The organism is Streptomyces sp. NPDC053755, from assembly GCF_040677675.1.
Classification (GTDB): domain Bacteria; phylum Actinomycetota; class Actinomycetes; order Streptomycetales; family Streptomycetaceae; genus Streptomyces.
Window position 1 is genome coordinate 1 of record NZ_JBFASK010000054.1, and the last position, 16,961, is coordinate 16,961.

Consider the following 16,961-nt stretch of genomic DNA (forward strand, 5'->3'; position numbering starts at 1 on the left):
GTGGTACCCGCTCCGCGGGTACCACATCGCTGCGCGATGTGCAAGCGAACACCCCCGCTTCGCGGGGGTGTTGCGCTCGCGCTCCGCGCGAGGGCTGGGGGGACGCGGCGCGTCCCACCCACCAGGGGTGCTCCGCACCCCTGGTGACGCTCCGTCCGCTGCGCTCCCGGAGCTACGGGGCTTTGCCCCGCTGGCCCTGGGCTTCGCTTCGCTCTGCCCAGGGTCGGCGGGTCCGCTGCGCTCCCCCGCCTCAAGGGCCCTTCCGGCTCCGCCTCCAGGCCCCCAGGGGCCCGCTGACGCGGGCTTGGCTGGCTACGAGGGGCGGCTTCCTGGGTGTTGCCCGCCTCGGTGCGCGCTTAGCGGAGGCCACGGGGCGGGCCTCCGGCCGACCCGTGGCCTCCGCTGCGCTCCAGCCACACCGGGCCGCTCCCCGATCCCCCGTGCGGGCCAGGCGTGCCACGCTCCGCTCGGCCCGCCCACGGGCCTGCGGCCCGAGCGGCAGCACGAGGGAGGGGGGCGAGTGGTCGAGGGCGTCAACGCCTCTTTCGGTACAGCCCCCAGGAAAACATGCCCACCAGAACCGCAAGCAGTATCACCGCGAGTACCTTTCCTGTCGGCCCGTCAGGCCATGTCGTCCCGGCCAGCTCCACACCGCATCACCCCTTATCCGGTAGCCCGAACTTTCATTGGGTGTCGCCTACCCTCGAGCCGCTGGCTAACCGCTTCATAGCATCCAGTTACATGGGGGGGAATCCCGACATCGCGTGTGCTTCATTTTTCCTATCAGATAGACTCTGGACCCAGAGCATGCCACCTCGTAATGTCCTGGGACTCCTCCAGATCCATCACACAGTCTTTCCGGGGCTCCATCGAGGAAGAGCGGGCACCCAGCGGGACCACTCCAACCGTAGCTCTTCGCAGTCCCCTCTACGTGCATGTTTCCCGTTTCCCACCGCTCGCATCGACCGGACGGCACCCCCAGGAGAAGGCAGACGGATATGTCGAGCACAGACCGCGTTGATCAGCGCGAGGCAGCCCAGCGAGAAGCCATTGACGCGGTCGTGCGTGACCTCGAATTGCCTGCAAGATCGCTTGTGCCCGAACGGGGGCTTCGAACGCAGGTGATCATGGCGACCGGGTCCGGGAAGACGCGGGTGGCGGTCCGCAGCGCGGAGGAGCTCCACGCGGGCCGTGTTCTGGTGCTCGTGCCCTCGTTGGACCTGCTCGCCCAGACCGAGGCCGCGTGGCGCGAGGGAGGCCGCCGGGGGCCGATGATCGGGTTGTCCTCGCTGCGGGGTGAGGAGGTGTCCTTCCCCAACACCACGGACGTGGACGAGCTGGTGGAGTGGACGCGGGGCCTGGACAAGGTCACCGTCTACGCCACGTATGCCAGCCTCGGGTTGGGCACGCTGGAGCGTGCGCACGCCGGGGGCCTCGCGGCCTGGGACCTGATCGTCGTGGACGAAGCCCACCGCGTTTCGGGCCGGATCGGGAAGCCGTGGGCGGTTGTCCACGACAACCAGAAGATCCCGTCCCTGCGCCGCCTGTACATGACGGCCACGCCCCGGCTGTGGCAGCTCGGGGACGACGATGCGGCCGGTACGCCCGGTGAGCTGGTCGCGAGCATGGAAGACGACCCGGAGGGCCCCTTCGGCAGTCGCTGCTTCACTCTGACCCTCTCGGAGGCGATCGACAGGGGAATCTGTGCCCCCTACCAGGTCGTATGCGTGGACGTCACCGACACCGCGCTCCAGGCCGCCCAGCTCCTGGGCGCCGAAAGCCGCTCGGCAGAAGTCCGCGGAGCCCGGCTCGCCGCGCTCCAGACCGCCCTGGTGAAGGCGTCAGCGGAGGAGAACTTCCGGCGCACGCTCGTCTTCCACCACGTCGTCAAGGAAGCCGAAGCCTTCGCGGCCGGCCTCCCCGACGTCGCCGCCCAGCTGCACGCCAGCGACCCCGAGCTGTACCCCAAGACGATCTGGGCGGACTGGCTGTGCGGCGACCACAAGCCGCTCCACCGCCGCCGGCTGCTCGGGGAGTTCGCGGCCGGGATCGCCACGGACGGCACCGTCGTGGAGAAGTGCTTCCTCAGCTCGGTGAAGGTCCTGGGCGAGGGCGTCGACACCAAGAACTGCGACTCCGTCTACTGGGCGGACGTACGCGGCTCCATGCCCGACCTCGTCCAAGCCGTCGGCCGTGCCCTGCGGATGCAGCCCGGCGAGGGCAAGGTCGCCTCGCTCGTGGTCCCGGTGCTGCTCGGGCCGGGCGAGACAGCGGACAACATGCTCACGAGCCGGGCGTTCGGCGGGCTGGCGAAGCTCTTGGAGGCGCTGCGGGCGCACGACGCGCGGATCGTGGAGAGCCTCGCGGAGCAGCAGGCCCCGAGCCGCTACAAGCCCGTCAGCAAGGACGAGAGCGGCACGGGCGGGAGTGGCGAGGGCTCCGGAGGCGTCAGCGCACCCGCCAAGGCCCTGCTGAAGTTCTCCACGCCCCGCGACCCGGCCGCCCTCGCCGCATTCATCAACCTGCGCGTCCTCAACCCCGAGCACGAGCACTGGCGGCGCGGGGTCGAGGCCGCCGTCATCTACAACCGGCTGCACAGTGACCTCCGCGTGCCGTTCACGTTCCGGGTGCCCACCGTCGACGACCAGGAGGCGAAAGGCGAGGGGTGGCCGGCCTCGCTCGCCAACTTCCCGCTCGGGCAGTGGATCGCCGACAACCGGCGCTTCTACGCCCGCGGCGACATGGACGAGGACCGCATCGCCCAGCTGGAGAAGCTCGGCATGATCTGGTCGCACTTCGACGTCGCGTGGGAGGAGGGCCTGTCTGCCGCGCGCGGGTGGGCGGCCGAACACGGGCACCTCCTAGCCCCGCTGGACGCCACCTACCAGGGGTACCGGGTGGGCATCTTCCTGAAGAACGCGCGGGCCGCCGCCCGCAAGGCGCAGGAGAACGAGCAGCGGCGTGCCGAGGGGCTGCCGGTTCAGTCGTCGGCCGGGGCGCTGTCGGACGAGCGGCGCGAGCAGCTGGAGGAGATCGACGCCTCCTGGTGCCCGAGCTGGCCGGTGACGTGGCAGCGCTGCTTCCACCTGGTGCGGATGCACCTGGACGCGGGTGAGGCGCTGCCCACCGAGGCGGGCGACGTCGTGCGCCAGGGCGAGGATCTCGGGCGCTGGGTGCAGTCGGTGCGGTTCGGCTGGGATCAGCTCACGACCGTGCAGCAGTGGATGTGCGAGCAGGTCCTCGGGATCGAGCCCGCCAGCGAGGACGAGAAGCCCAAGCGCCGTACGCAGGCCGACAAGTGGGCAATGAACTACGAGGCCGCCAAGCAGTTCTACGAACGCGAAGGACACCTACGGGTGCCGCGCAAGCACGTCGAGACGATCGTCGTCCGCGAGGACCAGGAAGAGCGCGAGCACAAGCTGGGTGCCTGGATCGGGAACCAACGCAGCAGGGCCGCGACGCTGACGCCGGAACGGATGGAGCAGCTGTCCGCCATCGGGATGCGGTGGACATGACAGAAATTGACAGCGCCTCCGTAGGCGCCCATAGCAGCTGCTGGGCAACTGGTCGGCTAGACCAGCCCACTGCTGCCTGGTCTCAGCGGCGGATCGCTTCAACAAGCCCGGTCTCCAGAAGAGCCCGGACGACACGGAGAGCCCATCGGCGACATCGTGCACATGCACACGGTGTCGTTTTCCCGGCTCGGAGGGAGCCGGGAAAACACCGGTGCGGTGGCTCTACGTCCTGCGCCAGCGGCGGTTCTGCCGAGGCAGGCCGAGCCGGGCCTGGACGGTTCGCTCGAGTCGGTCGACGAACTCGTCCGGGGTGTCCGGGCGGAGAGGCAGCACCCAGTACCTCGCCCACTCCTCGCGCTTCGAGCGGGCGCCGGTCCTATGCCGGCGAAGCCGGACGACCGCTGCTCCCCGATGCAGGGGTCGGGTCGGGCGGGTCCGGCCGGCGTAGCAGGCCATGTCGTCGGCGCTGACGACGATGTACACGGCCCGCTCCTCCCGGCCGCTGTCCTCCTCGATACCAAGGGGACAACACCTGAACTCATCGAGCCAGGGAGAAGCCAGGCGTGCGAGCGCGGCGTACCGGTCCGGCGTCATGGGGACGACGCCGGACCACACGGGAGCGGTCACCGGTTACGCGGCTTGGGCTCGGAGATGAGACGCAGGTCCTCAGCGATGTCCTCGATCTGGGCGAACGACGCCTCGACCTCGACCCAGGCGAGCTTGTCCGTGGTGCCGTTCTTCTCGCGCAGCTCGAACAGGTCACGCAGGCGGTCGACGGCGGTGCCGAGCTGCTCCTGGAACACCGTCAGCTTGTCGGCCTCCTGCTCCGCCGCGGTCTTCTTCTCCTTGCCCGGGGCCTTGGACTTCCAGCCGTGCCGGACGGCGCTGCGCAGCATCGCGTTATAGGTGGAGCCCCGCCAGTCGGACTTCTGCTCGACGAGCTCCTGCTTCTCCGTGTCCCACCAGCGCGGCCGCAGGCCCGCGCGTACGCGCTTGATCGCGTCCGCGAGGATCTGGCGCCCTTCCTCCTGGGCGAGCAGTCCCTTGATGATCAGACCGACGCTCGTGCGGGCGATGGTGGTACCGGCGTCCGCCTCCGCCGAACCAGCGGCCGCGAGGAGGTGGCCGCTCATCACCAGGGAGAGCATCCCGAGTGCGCCGAGCAGCAGCGTGGCCTGGGTCTCCCCCGTGTTCGCGCGGCCGAGCAGTTCGTCGACCTTCGTGTCCGTGTCGATGTTCTCGACAGCCCAGGAGTTGTCGACGAGGTCCTGCCACAGGCAGATCGTCTCCAGGGCGGTCCGCGGCGAGTTCGTGGGCATGCTCGCGGAGTAGGAGCGGAGCCCCAGCTCGACGATCGGCCCGTTGCGGCGGCTGAGCACGAGGTTGCCCTCGGTCTGCAGCTTGCTGCGCACCAGCGCGTTGAACCTCGGGCTCTTGTAGGTCAGGTGCTGCAAAACAAGGGCGAACCGCAGGTCGGGAAGCTCGGGGTTGAAGCCGAGTCGCTCCATCGAGGCGGCGACGTCCCCGCGGCCGATCAGGGCGTCACGAGTGGGCCGGGCCTGCGCTTCGGGGCCAAGGAGCCCCTCGTCGTACAGCCCGTTGATGATCTCCTCCGCCTTCACGGCGTTCTTCGCGCCGTCGGCGAACACCTTGCCGCCGGTGTTCATGCGCAGCAGCAGGGAGCGGACGCCGGCGGGGAAGCGCTGCATTCCACGCTGGGCGTTGTCGTCGCGGTAGCCGACGATGACCGTGACCGGGATGGTCAGGGCGTTGAGGGCCATGGCCCACTTGTTGCGGTCCCTGATGTCGGCCGAGGAGCCGGTGCGCGGCTCCTTGAGACGGCTGTACGCGGCCTTGATCACCTTGCGGACCAGCTCACGACGGCGCTCGAGAGACATCCGCATCAGGTGCGAGGGCCGAACCACCACACGCTTCTTGCTGGCGTCCCCGATCAGGGAGTCGTCCACCCATCCGCGCGGCACGGGCGGGATGCGGTGGTAGCAGAAGGCGAGGCGGCAGTTGCCGTCGACGGCGGTGAGGTCGTCGGCGGGCTCGCCGGTCTCGGACTTGAAGGTCACCGGCACCAGCATCAGCGGGCGCTCAACGAGCCGCTCCCCCACTTCCTGAGGGTTGTCGGTCAGTACGCGCTTCGCGGACCGATCGACGGACTCCTCGATGTCCTTGTAGGCGTCGGGATGGATCAGGACAGCATGCTTGGTGTGGGGCTCGGGCATGGCCAGGGCCGTGCGTACACCGGCGGCGTGCGGGTCGGCCGCGTAGGAGACTTCGGCCAGCAGACGGTCGTTCTCGATCGCGAGCGAGACCATGGGAGAGTAGGCCCGGTAGGAGATGACCATCAGCCAGCCGGTCTCCACCCGGTGCCGCTCGACGCGGATGCCCTTGAGGTCCTGGGGCTCGACGGCACCCTGGACGAGGCGGTGGATTGCCTCATCGGAGAGGTGGACGTCGGGGTGGTTCTGCAGGTACTCCTCCGCGTTCGTCATCGCGCTCGGCGGAGGAAGCCGGTGTTCGAAGTCGCCGTCGACGTTGCGGAAGTCGGTGACGGGGATGACGTGAATCTCGCTGTCAGCCGGCTCGGGCTCCGGCGTGGTGGTGTCGCTCACGCGACCGCCCTTCTGGGTACGGCCGCACACAAAAAGATGGCGCGGCCTGCGGAAGTACGCGAGGCAGCACCATTCGGAGGAGCTACGCACCCTCGTCGCCGTCGGAGGACCGCAGTCCCACGGGGCGTACTCGGCGTCAGTGTGTAAGCCGTCGGCAATCCGGTTGCCCACCCCGAGAGTTGAGGGTGAGGAGACGCGGGTCGTGCGCACGCGGACCGCAGTCCTATGCGCAGGCGTCCGGCCGCTGCATCAACGGCGTCAACGAAGCAGGGTAGTACTCTCCGCGCTCTTTTGGAAATGATTTCAAAAAGCGCTGATGAGCGACTTGTTGGCGAGCTCGCCGAGAAGGAGCCACCGGTACTCCGCGTCAGCCAGGTCGCCCACCTTCAGCAACCCGCCTCCCCCGCCCCGCAGGAGGCTCCGGTGGAGGATTCGGGCCCGGCTCCGGCGCTGGACGCGAAGGACGTCCTGGCGGCTGCGGAACGCTCCCCGTGGGCCGTGGCCGCACCAGGCGAGCGGCACTGGCCGGACGGGGAGTTCCTGGACGTCGCTCTGAGCGCGGTGCGCCCCGAGGAACGCGAGGGGTACATCGAGCGTCTGGAGGCGTTCGTGGAGGAGCACCGCGACCGCCTGGAGGAGCTGCTGCGCGTGTATGGGCCGGGCAGCAGGCCCGCCTCTCACGGCCGGTACGCGCTGGTCGGTCAGCCCGAGACCCTGGTCGTCCTGGAGCGGATGGAGGCCGCGCCGTTCCTCCTGCGCGGCCAGTGGGAGAAGGATCTGGAGACCGTCTTCCTGGACGACCTCGAGTTCGCGTGAGGGCCGCGCATCCGCCTCAGCCGGTGAACAACCGGGAACGAGCAGCGGGGCCGGACAGGGTGATCCTGTCCGGCCCCGCTGTCGTCGGGTCAGCCGAAGTCGAGCGTGTCCTGGGCGAAGTCGGCCGGGGCCGGGGTGGGCGGGGGGGCCGGCGGTCCGGCCGGGCGGGCGGCCTTCCAGCGTTCGGCCAGCTCGTCCTTCCAGCCCTTCGGCGGGGGCCACGGCACGCCCCAGGCGGCGAGCTGGTCGCGCTTCCAGCCGCCGGCGGGCGTGCGGGCGGCTTCGACCTCTTCGCGTGAGGGGAGGCACGTCATGGATGGTGCGCTCTCCGTGTTCAAGAGTTGCCCCGCAATGCGGTGCCGAAAGACCGACAGGTCAGATGCCTTGCTCAGAGGGAGCCACCCTTCGGGCATGGGAGAACTCGCAAGCGAGGGAGGTTGAGCGCCGACGGGTGCGTAGTACATCTCGGCACGCTCTTCCCACTTGGTCGATTTCAACGCAACCTGTTCGTCGAACACTTCCTTCCGAAGGTTGAGCATCCCGGCCTTGTTCAGCGCCCGGACGAAGTTCAGGAGCTCAATCGTGCCAACCATCGCCCACGCCACCAGAGGTACAGCGGCGCGAAACCGGTCGCGCAGTCCGAAGGTGTCGCCCTCCTTGCGTCGCTCTGGGTCGTGATGCACCACGTCTCCGTAGATCCAGGCCATGGCCAGCCCGTGCGCATCCAGGTCACGCTCTTCGCCCGTGGACGTGTCAGCGACCATGACCCAGTAGCCGGATTCGTCGCGCGTGGAGGGGCTCACCCGTGTTCGCCACTCAGCGCGTGCGGCTCGTATCCACGCCGCATCTTGCGGCGCTGCTCGGCAGGTGTAGCCCAGAGCCGAAAGCGCCTTCATGTGAAAACAGTCCTCCTGCTCCAGCAGGATCGGCCTGATACGCGCTGCCGCAGACTCGACCACTTCCTCGGGCGGAAGCTCGTACGAGATCCGGACCTCGCCGCGGTCAACACGGACGTTGATGCTCATGCGGGTCAGCTCGACAAGAGCATCCCAATCGGCGGCCAGCGAATGCTCCTCCACCCTGCGGGCCCTCAACACGAAAGCCTCCAGCAAGCGCTGGTGCTTCTCGTCAAGAGTCTCCGTCTGCCCGCGGCTCACGCTTTCCCCCTCGCCTCGATCGCTTCCAGCATGACGTGCCTTCTCCGTCGTATCCATCCAATTCGCCGGGCTGATTCTTGCCAGAAGGAGAAGCACGGCTGGTCGGGAGGAGTGCCCCGGCTCAGCGGCGCAGGCGCGAGAGCCAGCCGGTCTTCTGCTCGGGCACAGCCGGCTCCTGCTCCTGGTCGCGTTCCTCCGGCCGGTGGCTCACACCCCAGGCTTTGTCCAGGTCGGCCTCGCACCGCTGGTCGCAGTCCCCGCACAGGGACGGGCGCTTCGCTGGGGAAGCCGTCCAGCCGACGGACTTGGTCGCCTTCCATCGTTCGTCGGTGAACGCGGCACCGCATTCGGTGCGGACGGGGCGCTCGGGGGCAGGCCAGAAGTCGTCCGCCCCCGCTGCGCCGCGCACCGACTCCTGGCGCTCCTGCGTGCCAGCCGCTGGGCTGACGACGGCGCCTGCCTTGCAGTCGTCGCACAGGTGCGGGTGGGAGTCCTTCGTGGCTCCCCAGTCCGTCGGCTGTACCGCCTGCCAGCGGGCGTCGGTGAACTTCGCCCCGCAGCCGGCACACACGGGACGGCGCGCCTCGCGCTCCGCTGCCTGCTTCGCGGCCTGCTCCTGGGCTGCCCGCCGTACCTCCGCCTGGTACTGCGCCGCGCGGGCCTTGGACTCCTCTTCCTCGCGGGCGTCGGCGGCCTCGCGGCGCGGGTTGCCGATCGCCTCCAGGAGGGTCTGCGGGCCACTGCGTCCGAAGCGGGCGAACACCGGGCCGGCCGGGCCGTGCTCACGTAGCTGGTTCAGCCCGACTGCGATGATCGGGATCTTCCGGTCGTAGAGATGGTGCCCCCCGCGCTGCCGATCCCCCTGCCACAGGTGACGGGTGAGCTGCATCAGGCACGGGACGGTGCGGTTGGGGTTGCGCTCGCCGATGCGGTTGAACACCAGCAGCACGGGTGGATGCGGCGCATCGCCGTACCGGCCCTCGGGGGCCGCCCAGCGCGTACGCCACATCGGGCGCTCCTTGCCATCGGTGTCCTTCACCTTCCGCTTGAAGAAGCGGGCGTACTTCTCCAGCTTGTCGGCGAGCTCCTCGGCGGTCTCGTGGCAGTTGTCGACCTCGATGAACAGCAGCGGCACCCCGTCCTGCGGGGCGGTGAGCACGATGTCGTCCTGGGCGCCGCCCTTCCCGGGCGCATTCCAGGTGCCGGTCGCCGGGAGCGGGACCTCGGTCCAGAACGAGGTGATCGTGCCGATCCCGTCCGGTGAGTCGACGGCGGCCTGGGCGTGTACGCCTCGCGAGTGATGACTCCGCGCGGGTCCACCGCCGTGACCGGCCTGGAGCTGATGACCGCCCTGCACCCGCCGACCCGGGCCTCCGAGCCCGACGCCGACGGCAAGCGGCACTCCGAGCACAACTCCGGCTCGCTGGGCAAGGACGCCATCGACCCGATGAACTGGCCGCCGTGCGAGGTCCCCGACGGGCACCCCGTCCTCAAGGACCTGCCCCGGTTCCACGTGCGCGGCCCGGCGGAGAAGCTGTTCGAGGAGGCGTACGACTGGGCGCGGCCGATGACCGATGCCGAGTGCACCCTGCGGCACCTGGTCGGCATCGACGTGAACATGGCCTTCGCCGCCGGAGCCAACGGCCTGCCGGTCGGCCTCGGGGAGGCGACGCACGTCACGAATCCCGCGTTCGATCCGAAGCTGCCCGGCTCCTGGCTGGTCGACCTGAGCCACGTGGACCTGTCCCGGGTGAAGGTCGGCAAGGAGTGGGTGGAGCTGGACGGCAGCCTGCTGCCGAGCCCGTTCACGCCGAAGGGCGAGCGCCCGACCGGCCCGGCCTGGTACGCGACTCCCACCGCCGCCTACGCCCAGGAGCTCGGCTACGAGGTGCGCCCGACCGAAGCGTGGGTGCGGTACGACAACGGGCGCTACCTGGACGGCTGGTACAACCGGCTCCGTGACGCCTACCTCGCCACGATGGCCGACCTCGGCGTCGACGCCGACCTGTCGCCGGAGGACTTCCTCGCCGCGATGAACGGCTACAAGAGCCGTGACCCGGAGCTGGCGATCGTCGTCTCGGCGGTCAAGGCGACGGTGAAGGGCGGCCTGGGCAAGCTCCGCGAGCGCCCGCGCGGGGAGGGCTGGCGGCCGGGCGAGCCCTGGCGCGCCCTGTCACGCCCGACGTGGCGGCCGGACATCCGCGCGGCTGTCATCGCCCGCACCCGGATCAACCTGCACCGGAAGATCGTCAAGCACGCGTCGTTCACCGGGCAGTACCCGATCGCGATCCTGTCCGACTGCGTCGTCTACGCCGCACGCGGGCCCTCACCGCTGGACTTCCTGCCCTACCGGGAGGGTAAGCCGCTGCCCGGCGGCTTCAAGCTCGGCATCAACCCCGGCCTCGTGAAGTGGGAAGGCACGCAGGACGTCCTGTGGGGCGAGGAAGTTCGGGAGCGGTTCAACGCGCCGGAGCTCAACCTCGCCCGGTACATCAAGGACGGCACCGTCACCGACGTCGACAACGGAGAGTAGGAGTAGGCGATGAGCCTGTTCGGGGACGGCCTGGAAGCCGCGGTGCAAAAGGCGTTCACCCGCCCGGCACCCAAGTCGGCCGGCGCGCAGATGCGCTACCTGGTCAAGCAGCTCAAGAGCACCAAGGCGGTCGCCCAGATGCTGCTCGTCTCCCAGCGCACCGTAGAGCGGTATGTGAAGGACCAGATCAAGAAGCCCCGCCCGGACCTCGCCGAGCGCCTGGAGCGCGAAGTGAAGAAGAGGTGGCAGCCCCAGATCAGGGCGAAGGCCAAGGCGAAGGCGGCCTCCACGGGCGGCATCGTCATCGACACCCGCGCCCGCATGGGCTACACCGCGCCGATCGGGTCGACGGACGAGGACCGTGTCCGGCACCTGACCGTCGCCCTGCCGCCCCACTTCGCCGCTCGCCTCTTCGACGCCCAAGAGGCCGGCGCCAGCGACGCCCAGCTCCAGCAGATCGTGGCCGACGGGCTCAAGGAGGCGTACTTCCAGGACGGCGGCCGCCGCGCCGGAAGCCTTGAGGAGGTCCGCTTCACGGACGTCCAGCACCTCGAGTTCGACCTGTAGCAGGCCGGCCCCCGAACAGCCAGCGAGCCCCGGACCACATCGGTCCGGGGCTCGCTCGCGTACCGGTACGGGCCCTGGCAGACGGTCTACGAGCGGTTCGCCCGCTGGGAGGCGGACGGGACCTGGGCCCACCTGCTCGAGCAGGTCCAGGTCCGCGACGACTCGCTCGGAGCCGTGGAGTGGACCGTGTCGGTCGACTCGACGATCAACCGGGCCCACCAGCACGCCGCCGGCGCCCGCAAAAAGGGGCAGCGGCGGGGGACGAACTGGAAGATCCGGCACGCACGGCGGCTGGCCAGGCGCTCGGCCGGTCCCGCGGCGGGCTGACCACCAAGGTCCACCTGGCCTGCGACGGCCGGGGTCTGCCCCTGGCCGTCGTCGTCACGCCGGGCAACGTCAACGACTCCACCGTCTTCGACGAGGTCCTGAACGCCGTGCGAGTGCCCCGGGCAAGCGTCGGCCGGCCGCGCCGCAGGCCCGACGCGGTCATCGCCGACAAAGCGTATTCGTCACGGCCGATCCGCCAGCGGCTGCGAGGCCGGGGCATCCGGGCAGTGATCCCGGAGAGGGCCGACCAGAAGGCCAACCGCGTGCGGCGCGGACGGGCCGGAGGCAGACCGCCAGCCTTCGACCGCGACCTATACAAGGCCCGCAACGTCGTCGAACGCTGCTTCAACCGGCTCAAGCAGTTCCGCGCCATCGCCACCCGCTTCGACAAACTCGCCACCCGCTACCGGGCCGGACTCCACCTCGCAGCACTAATCCTCTGGCTCCGCGAAACACGGGAAGATCAGTCGCCGACAAACCACAGGTAGCTCCCTGGCGTCTTCGAGCAGGACTGCAGCAGCCTCTCAAGGTCAAGGACGGCCGCCGTCTGGGATGGTCCCGAACACTGCTTCAACAGGTCAGGCACCTCCCGCAGCGCAGCTTGTGCCTGTTGCTCGTTGAACAACGTGTCCCCGTAAGGATCCACACGCGCAAGGTTGCCTTGGTGGGTCTCGTCCATGCCGAGTAGGACGTCGGCCAGCTCGTCGCCATGCGCGTACGACCCACGGATCAAAGTCCCCCTGGACCGGTCCCAGTCCAGCACAGGCCGGTCGGCGTGCAGTTCTATCTCGACGCCCACGGTGGATTCCCTTCGAGTGGCCGCACCGAGCAGCCAAATTGCTGGTGATCAGCGAAGCAAAGGCCACCAGCGACCGTAGATCATTTGTCAGACAGGCCCTAGGCGCACGGGCCGGAGCGCTGCCCCGGGCTGCGTTTCGGAGGCGATCCGGACCGCTCGCAGACGATCTTCTCGGTGGGCTCCCACCCGCGAGTAGCGTGAGCATCGGGTGAGCCGGTCACACCAGCCGTTTGGCCTGCGAATTGGAGTTGGCGGAAGCTCTGTGGGGTGCATCCGTGGAGTGGGTGCCGACTGCGTCGTGTTGCTGAGTGGGGAAACCGGGCGGGGAGAGGAAGGCCGGCAAGGAGGGGTGAGAACGGCGTCGGCGGTCGTTGGGCCGGGCGCCGGTTGATGACCGGCTCAGCGATCACGCTGACAGCAGGCTGGTCAGCAAACGCGGTGGTAAGCGGGCCGGCTCTCCGCAACGGGCGAGACCCATCCGCTTACCACCGCCGCCCGACCCTACCCATGGAGAACAGACAGGGCCGCCACCAGGGTGTCACTCCCTCGCCGTGGCCCTGTCCATGATCCAGGCGCGCGCGTCGGCCAGGGCCTGGTCGAGGGGGTCAAAGAGGGCGCCGCCGGCGGGGACAATGCCTTCGGGGCCGAGGTCCCGGTCGAGGCCGGCCGCCTCGAACGCGCGGACCAGACCGGGTTCGGCGCCCGCGAGGATCAGTCGGCCGCCCGCCCGGTGGAGGTCGTGGGCGTGGCGGCGCAGGACTTTGGTCATGGTGGACGACGGCACGTCGGGGACACCGCGCATGACGAGGATCAGGACCGCGACCCGGGCGTGGTCGGTGCGCGGGAGCATCGCCTCGACGCGGGGCAGTTCGGCGAAGAAGCCGACGCCGTCGTAGTAGAGGACGGTGACCTCGCCAGGCGGCAGGGACGAAGGGACGTCGCCGGGGTGCCAGCGCCCGGTGTCGTCGGCGGTGAGGGCGACGAGGCGGGAGCGACGGGCGGCCCGGACGCAGTACAGCAACAGGGACAGGACGGCGCCGATGACGATCGCCCGCTGGAGGGGGAGTTGGGTGGTGGCGAGGAAGGTCAGCACCATCGCGGCGGAGGACAGCGGGGACGTGCGCAGGACGAGGAGGATGTCGTGGCGCTTGCCCCAGATCAGCTCGCCGCCGACGACGAGGATCAGGCCGCCGATGACGGGCATGGGGATGTGTTCGGCGAGCGGGGCGCAGACGAGAACGATCAGGGCGAGCAGGACGCCGGAGAGGATGCCTGCCCAGCGGGTGCGGGCGCCGGCGGAGACGGCGACGCCGGTACGGGACAGGGAACCGCCCGAGGGCAGCGACTGAAAGATGCCGCCCGCGAGGTTGGCGAGCCCCTGGGCGGCGAAGTCGCCGTTCACGGAGGACTTGGAGCCGTCAGGGTTGGGGACGGACGGCCCGATGCTCGCCGCCTGCGCGAGCCCGACGAGCGCGACCGCGACCGCGCCGCCCGCCAGTGCGGGAATCACGGAGAGGTCGGGTGCGGAGAAGCCCGGCAGCGCGGCGGGGATGTGCGCGATCCCGCCAACGAGCTCGACGTCGGTGCCGAGCACCGCGACGCCCACGGAAGCGACGACCATGGCGACGAGCAGGGCGACCGCTTCCAGACGCCGTACGAGCCGGGTCAGCGCCCATACGGCGATCGTGACGGCGGCCACCAGGGTCGCGGCGAGCTGCCAGGCGCCTATGTGGGCGAGCCAGTCCACGAGCTGGTGGAGACGGTTGTGGCCCTGGGGCTCGTAGCCGGTGGCGTCCTTGAGGACTCCGGTGATGATCTGGAGGGCGATGCCAGTGGAGAAGCCCGTCATGACGGCGTTGGAGACGAAGCTCATCACCACACCGAGCCGCAGCACGCCCATCAGGAGCATGACCACGCCCGCCATCAGGGTCAGGGTGGCGACGTTCCCGGCGACCTTCGGGTCGAGTCCGGCGTCAGCGAGCACGCTCTGCGAGGTCAGCGCGAGTGCGCTGGTCAGGGTGGTGACCATGAGGACGGTACGGGAGGTCAGCGAGCCCACGATCGCCGGGACCACGCCCGCGTAGAGTCCGGCGACCGGATTGAAGCCGGCGATCGCCGCGTACGCCATGCCCTCCGGGATCGAGAAGAGCCCGGTCACAAGGCCGGAACCCGCGTCCCCGGGCGTCGGCCTGCCGAGGTTCAACTTCCGCCCGGGCCATGAGCGGGGGAACTTCACGAGGAGAGTCCGCTGATCGCGTCTCCCACGTACTTGGCGCCGAGCACGACGAGGACCACCGTCATGATCGCGCTGTTGTGCTCGCCCATCCACGTCTTCCAGCCGCCGAGCACCGCGGCCGACCGGCTGCCGCCGAAGACGTACACGAGCAGGGGCAGCAGGACGCAGGCCGAGCCGATCAGCACGAACAGGGCGCCGGCGACGGCCTTGCCCCCGCCGCTCGCCGGGCTGCTCGCGAGGGAGGCCGCGCCGCCGATCGCGAGGACGAGGTTCTTCGGGTTGGCGCCGGACAGCAGGGCCGCGAGGCCCGCCGCCTTGCCCGGCGTGAAGCGGTCGATCGCCCGCATCCAGCCGGGCAGCGTGTGCTCCTGTCCCTCCCTAGGGCGGTCCTTCCACTGCTTGGCGCCCATGAGAAGGAAGAGCACGCCGAGGGCGAGCTTGAGCCAGTACGTCCAGTCGGCGGGTGTGCCTCCGTCGTCGGCGCCGCCGCCCGAGCCGGCGAGGACGACCACGGTGGTGATCACTCCGAGCGTGAGCATCCAGCCCAGCGTGAACGCCGTGCCGTTAATCCTGCCGCGCGGGGTGGCCAGCATCAGCACCACCGCGATCAGCGGAAGAGGGCTGATGGTGATGCCCACCGCCGATGCCAGCATCTGCCCGACGGCGTCACCCATCGCTGCCTCCTCCGTACCGGCCCCGCTCCGCCCCCGCCACGGCAGGCGGTGTGGCCGAGCCTTTCGGCCTCCGCAGGGAGCCGCAACGGAGGCAGGGCCGAACGGGTGGCATCCCTCCCCGGCTACCCCGCGGTCTCGGGGCACGGTTGCGGACCCGCCGAAATCCGATGACCGTTATGGGGCTTATATCACCCTGTCGGTGTACCGAATCGGAGTCCGCATGGACGCGCAGACGTTGAAGCAGCAGATCGCCACCGCCCACGAGAAGTCGCGGGCCGACGAGGGGTACTGGCTCGGCATGGCGGCCTTCCGTTACGGCTTTCCGCTCCTGGAGATGCACCGCAGCCTGTGGGAATGGCACGTCGACGCGTCCGCCCCGACGCACCTCGGCGCGATCAACGAGATCCACCACACCCCGCGCCGCGCGGAGCCGAAGGACACCTACTTCGTCACGCCAATCGTCGACGCCCCGTACTCGCGAACCTTCGTGGACCTGTCCGGCGGCGCGGTGGTCCTCACCATCCCGCCCATCACCGACCGCTACTTCACCGTCCAGCTCCTGGACATGTACACCAACAGCTTCGCCTACGTCGGCACGCGCATGGGCGACACCACCGGCGGCGACTACCTGCTGGCCGGGCCCGGCTGGCGCGGCACCGTCCCCGACGGCATCACCCGGGTCATCACCGCCCCCACCCACCTGGTCTGCCTCCTAGCCCGCGTCACGATCCTCGACGACGACGTCCCCGCCGCCGTGACCCTGCAGAAGCGGATCACCCTGCGCCCCGCCGACCCGGCCGCCCCCAAGCCCGACCCCTCGGCCAACCCGCCGGCCCGCGACTGGCGGGGCGAAGGCGGCGACCCGCTGGACTTCTACCGCACGCTCGCCGACTGCCTGAGCGTGAGCCCGCCCCCGGCCGCCGACGATGGCGTCCTCGGCCTGCTCACCCGCATCGGCATCACCCCACACCACTTCTTCGATCCCTCCCGGCTCCACCCCGCGGCCGTCGACGGCCTGCGGCGGGCCGTCACGGACGGGCTGCGTGACCTGTACGCGGACATGCCGTTCGCAGGCCCGTCCCGCAACGGCTGGGTGATGGTCGACGTCGACACCATCGGCGACTGGGGAACCGATTACTTCTCCCGCCTGGAGATCGCACAGATCGGCCTGCTCGCCAACAGCGCGAAGGAGGCGTACTACATCGGCGCCATCCTCGACGGCGACGGCGACCCGCTCTCCGGCGAACACCGCTACGAACTGCGCTTCGGCCCCGACGAATTCCCGCCCGTGAACGCCTTCTGGTCGGTGACCATGTACCTCAACCCGCAGGGCTTCCTCGTCGAAAACCCGATCGGCCGCTACCACCTCGGCAGCCTCACCAAAGACCTCACCTACGGCCCCGACGGCTCCCTCACCCTCTACCTCCAGCGCGAGAACCCCGGCCCGGACAAGGAATCAAACTGGCTCCCCACCACCGAACCCGGCGTCCTGTTCCGCCTCATCCTGCGCCAGTACCTGCCCACCCCCGACATCCTCACCGGCCCCTACACTCCCCCGGCCGTCATCCGCGTCGACCGCTGACCCTCCACCGTTCTCCCCTCCCCCTCCTCCTCGGCGGGTGTCCGGATCTGCGATATCCATGACATTGCCGTCATGTCCGGCCCGACCGGGGATGGCCGCATGGGTCAACCGCGCAGGATCGTGATCGCCGT

Annotated in this window: 11 protein-coding genes and 2 pseudogenes; 6 read left to right on the forward strand and 7 right to left on the reverse strand. The window is 69.8% G+C overall.

The features are described from left to right. Positions 1–998: 998 nt before the first annotated feature. A complete protein-coding gene (locus tag AB0K65_RS30540) occupies positions 999–3,515 on the forward strand; it encodes a Helicase associated domain protein (protein WP_365722229.1) in 2,517 nt (838 codons plus the stop codon). A 222-nt stretch (positions 3,516–3,737) separates the two neighbouring features. On the opposite strand, the gene AB0K65_RS30545 is transcribed toward AB0K65_RS30540, so the two are convergent. Together AB0K65_RS30545 and AB0K65_RS30550 are read right to left on the reverse strand one after the other, a co-directional pair. Continuing rightward, positions 3,738–3,998, reverse strand: coding sequence for a hypothetical protein (locus AB0K65_RS30545; protein ID WP_365722231.1), 261 nt, complete (start codon positions 3,996–3,998; stop codon positions 3,738–3,740). A gap of 140 nt (positions 3,999–4,138) precedes the next feature. Then, the gene (locus tag AB0K65_RS30550) at positions 4,139–6,139 is read right to left on the reverse strand and encodes a hypothetical protein (protein ID WP_365722233.1); all 2,001 of its coding nucleotides are present in this window, start codon (positions 6,137–6,139) and stop codon (positions 4,139–4,141) included. Positions 6,140–6,562: 423 nt separating this feature from the next. On the opposite strand from AB0K65_RS30550, the gene AB0K65_RS30555 reads away from it, so the two are divergent. After that, on the forward strand, positions 6,563–6,955 hold the full coding sequence (locus AB0K65_RS30555; protein ID WP_365722235.1) for a hypothetical protein: 393 nt from the start codon (positions 6,563–6,565) through the stop codon (positions 6,953–6,955). Positions 6,956–7,044: 89 nt separating this feature from the next. Here the strand turns inward: AB0K65_RS30555 and AB0K65_RS30560 are convergent, their stop codons facing one another. After that, the gene (locus AB0K65_RS30560; protein ID WP_365722237.1) at positions 7,045–8,112 is read right to left on the reverse strand and encodes a hypothetical protein; all 1,068 of its coding nucleotides are present in this window, start codon (positions 8,110–8,112) and stop codon (positions 7,045–7,047) included. Positions 8,113–8,233: 121 nt separating this feature from the next. Continuing rightward, positions 8,234–9,271, reverse strand: a complete 1,038-nt coding sequence (locus AB0K65_RS30565; RefSeq protein WP_365722239.1) for a hypothetical protein — start codon at positions 9,269–9,271, stop codon at positions 8,234–8,236. A gap of 117 nt (positions 9,272–9,388) precedes the next feature. Here AB0K65_RS30565 and AB0K65_RS30570 point away from each other — a divergent pair. From AB0K65_RS30570 to AB0K65_RS30580, 3 genes and pseudogenes are all read left to right on the forward strand, one after another. Continuing rightward, a pseudogene (locus AB0K65_RS30570) lies at positions 9,389–10,645 on the forward strand (transcriptional regulator); the annotation flags it as partial. Positions 10,646–10,654: 9 nt separating this feature from the next. After that, complete coding sequence (locus AB0K65_RS30575; protein ID WP_365722241.1) at positions 10,655–11,212, forward strand: XRE family transcriptional regulator; 558 nt, start codon at positions 10,655–10,657, stop codon at positions 11,210–11,212. Positions 11,213–11,275: 63 nt separating this feature from the next. After that, a pseudogene (locus tag AB0K65_RS30580) lies at positions 11,276–12,027 on the forward strand (IS5 family transposase); the annotation flags it as partial. Here AB0K65_RS30580 and AB0K65_RS30585 read toward each other — a convergent pair. The 3 genes from AB0K65_RS30585 to AB0K65_RS30595 all read right to left on the reverse strand — a co-directional run bounded on the left by AB0K65_RS30585 (position 12,003) and on the right by AB0K65_RS30595 (position 15,248). Continuing rightward, positions 12,003–12,338, reverse strand: coding sequence for a hypothetical protein (locus tag AB0K65_RS30585; RefSeq protein WP_365722243.1), 336 nt, complete (start codon positions 12,336–12,338; stop codon positions 12,003–12,005). The pseudogene AB0K65_RS30580 and the gene AB0K65_RS30585 sit on opposite strands and share 25 nt — an antisense overlap. 538 nt (positions 12,339–12,876) lie before the next feature. Continuing rightward, on the reverse strand, positions 12,877–14,574 hold the full coding sequence (locus AB0K65_RS30590) for a SulP family inorganic anion transporter (RefSeq protein ID WP_365722245.1): 1,698 nt from the start codon (positions 14,572–14,574) through the stop codon (positions 12,877–12,879). Continuing rightward, positions 14,571–15,248: a GAP family protein gene (locus AB0K65_RS30595; protein ID WP_365722247.1), complete on the reverse strand. Its 678-nt coding sequence runs from the start codon at positions 15,246–15,248 to the stop codon at positions 14,571–14,573. The genes AB0K65_RS30590 and AB0K65_RS30595 overlap by 4 nt, the downstream gene beginning before the upstream one ends. 199 nt (positions 15,249–15,447) lie before the next feature. Here AB0K65_RS30595 and AB0K65_RS30600 point away from each other — a divergent pair, with 199 nt between their 5' ends. Further along, positions 15,448–16,830: a DUF1254 domain-containing protein gene (locus AB0K65_RS30600; protein WP_365722249.1), complete on the forward strand. Its 1,383-nt coding sequence runs from the start codon at positions 15,448–15,450 to the stop codon at positions 16,828–16,830. Positions 16,831–16,961 lie beyond the last annotated feature (131 nt).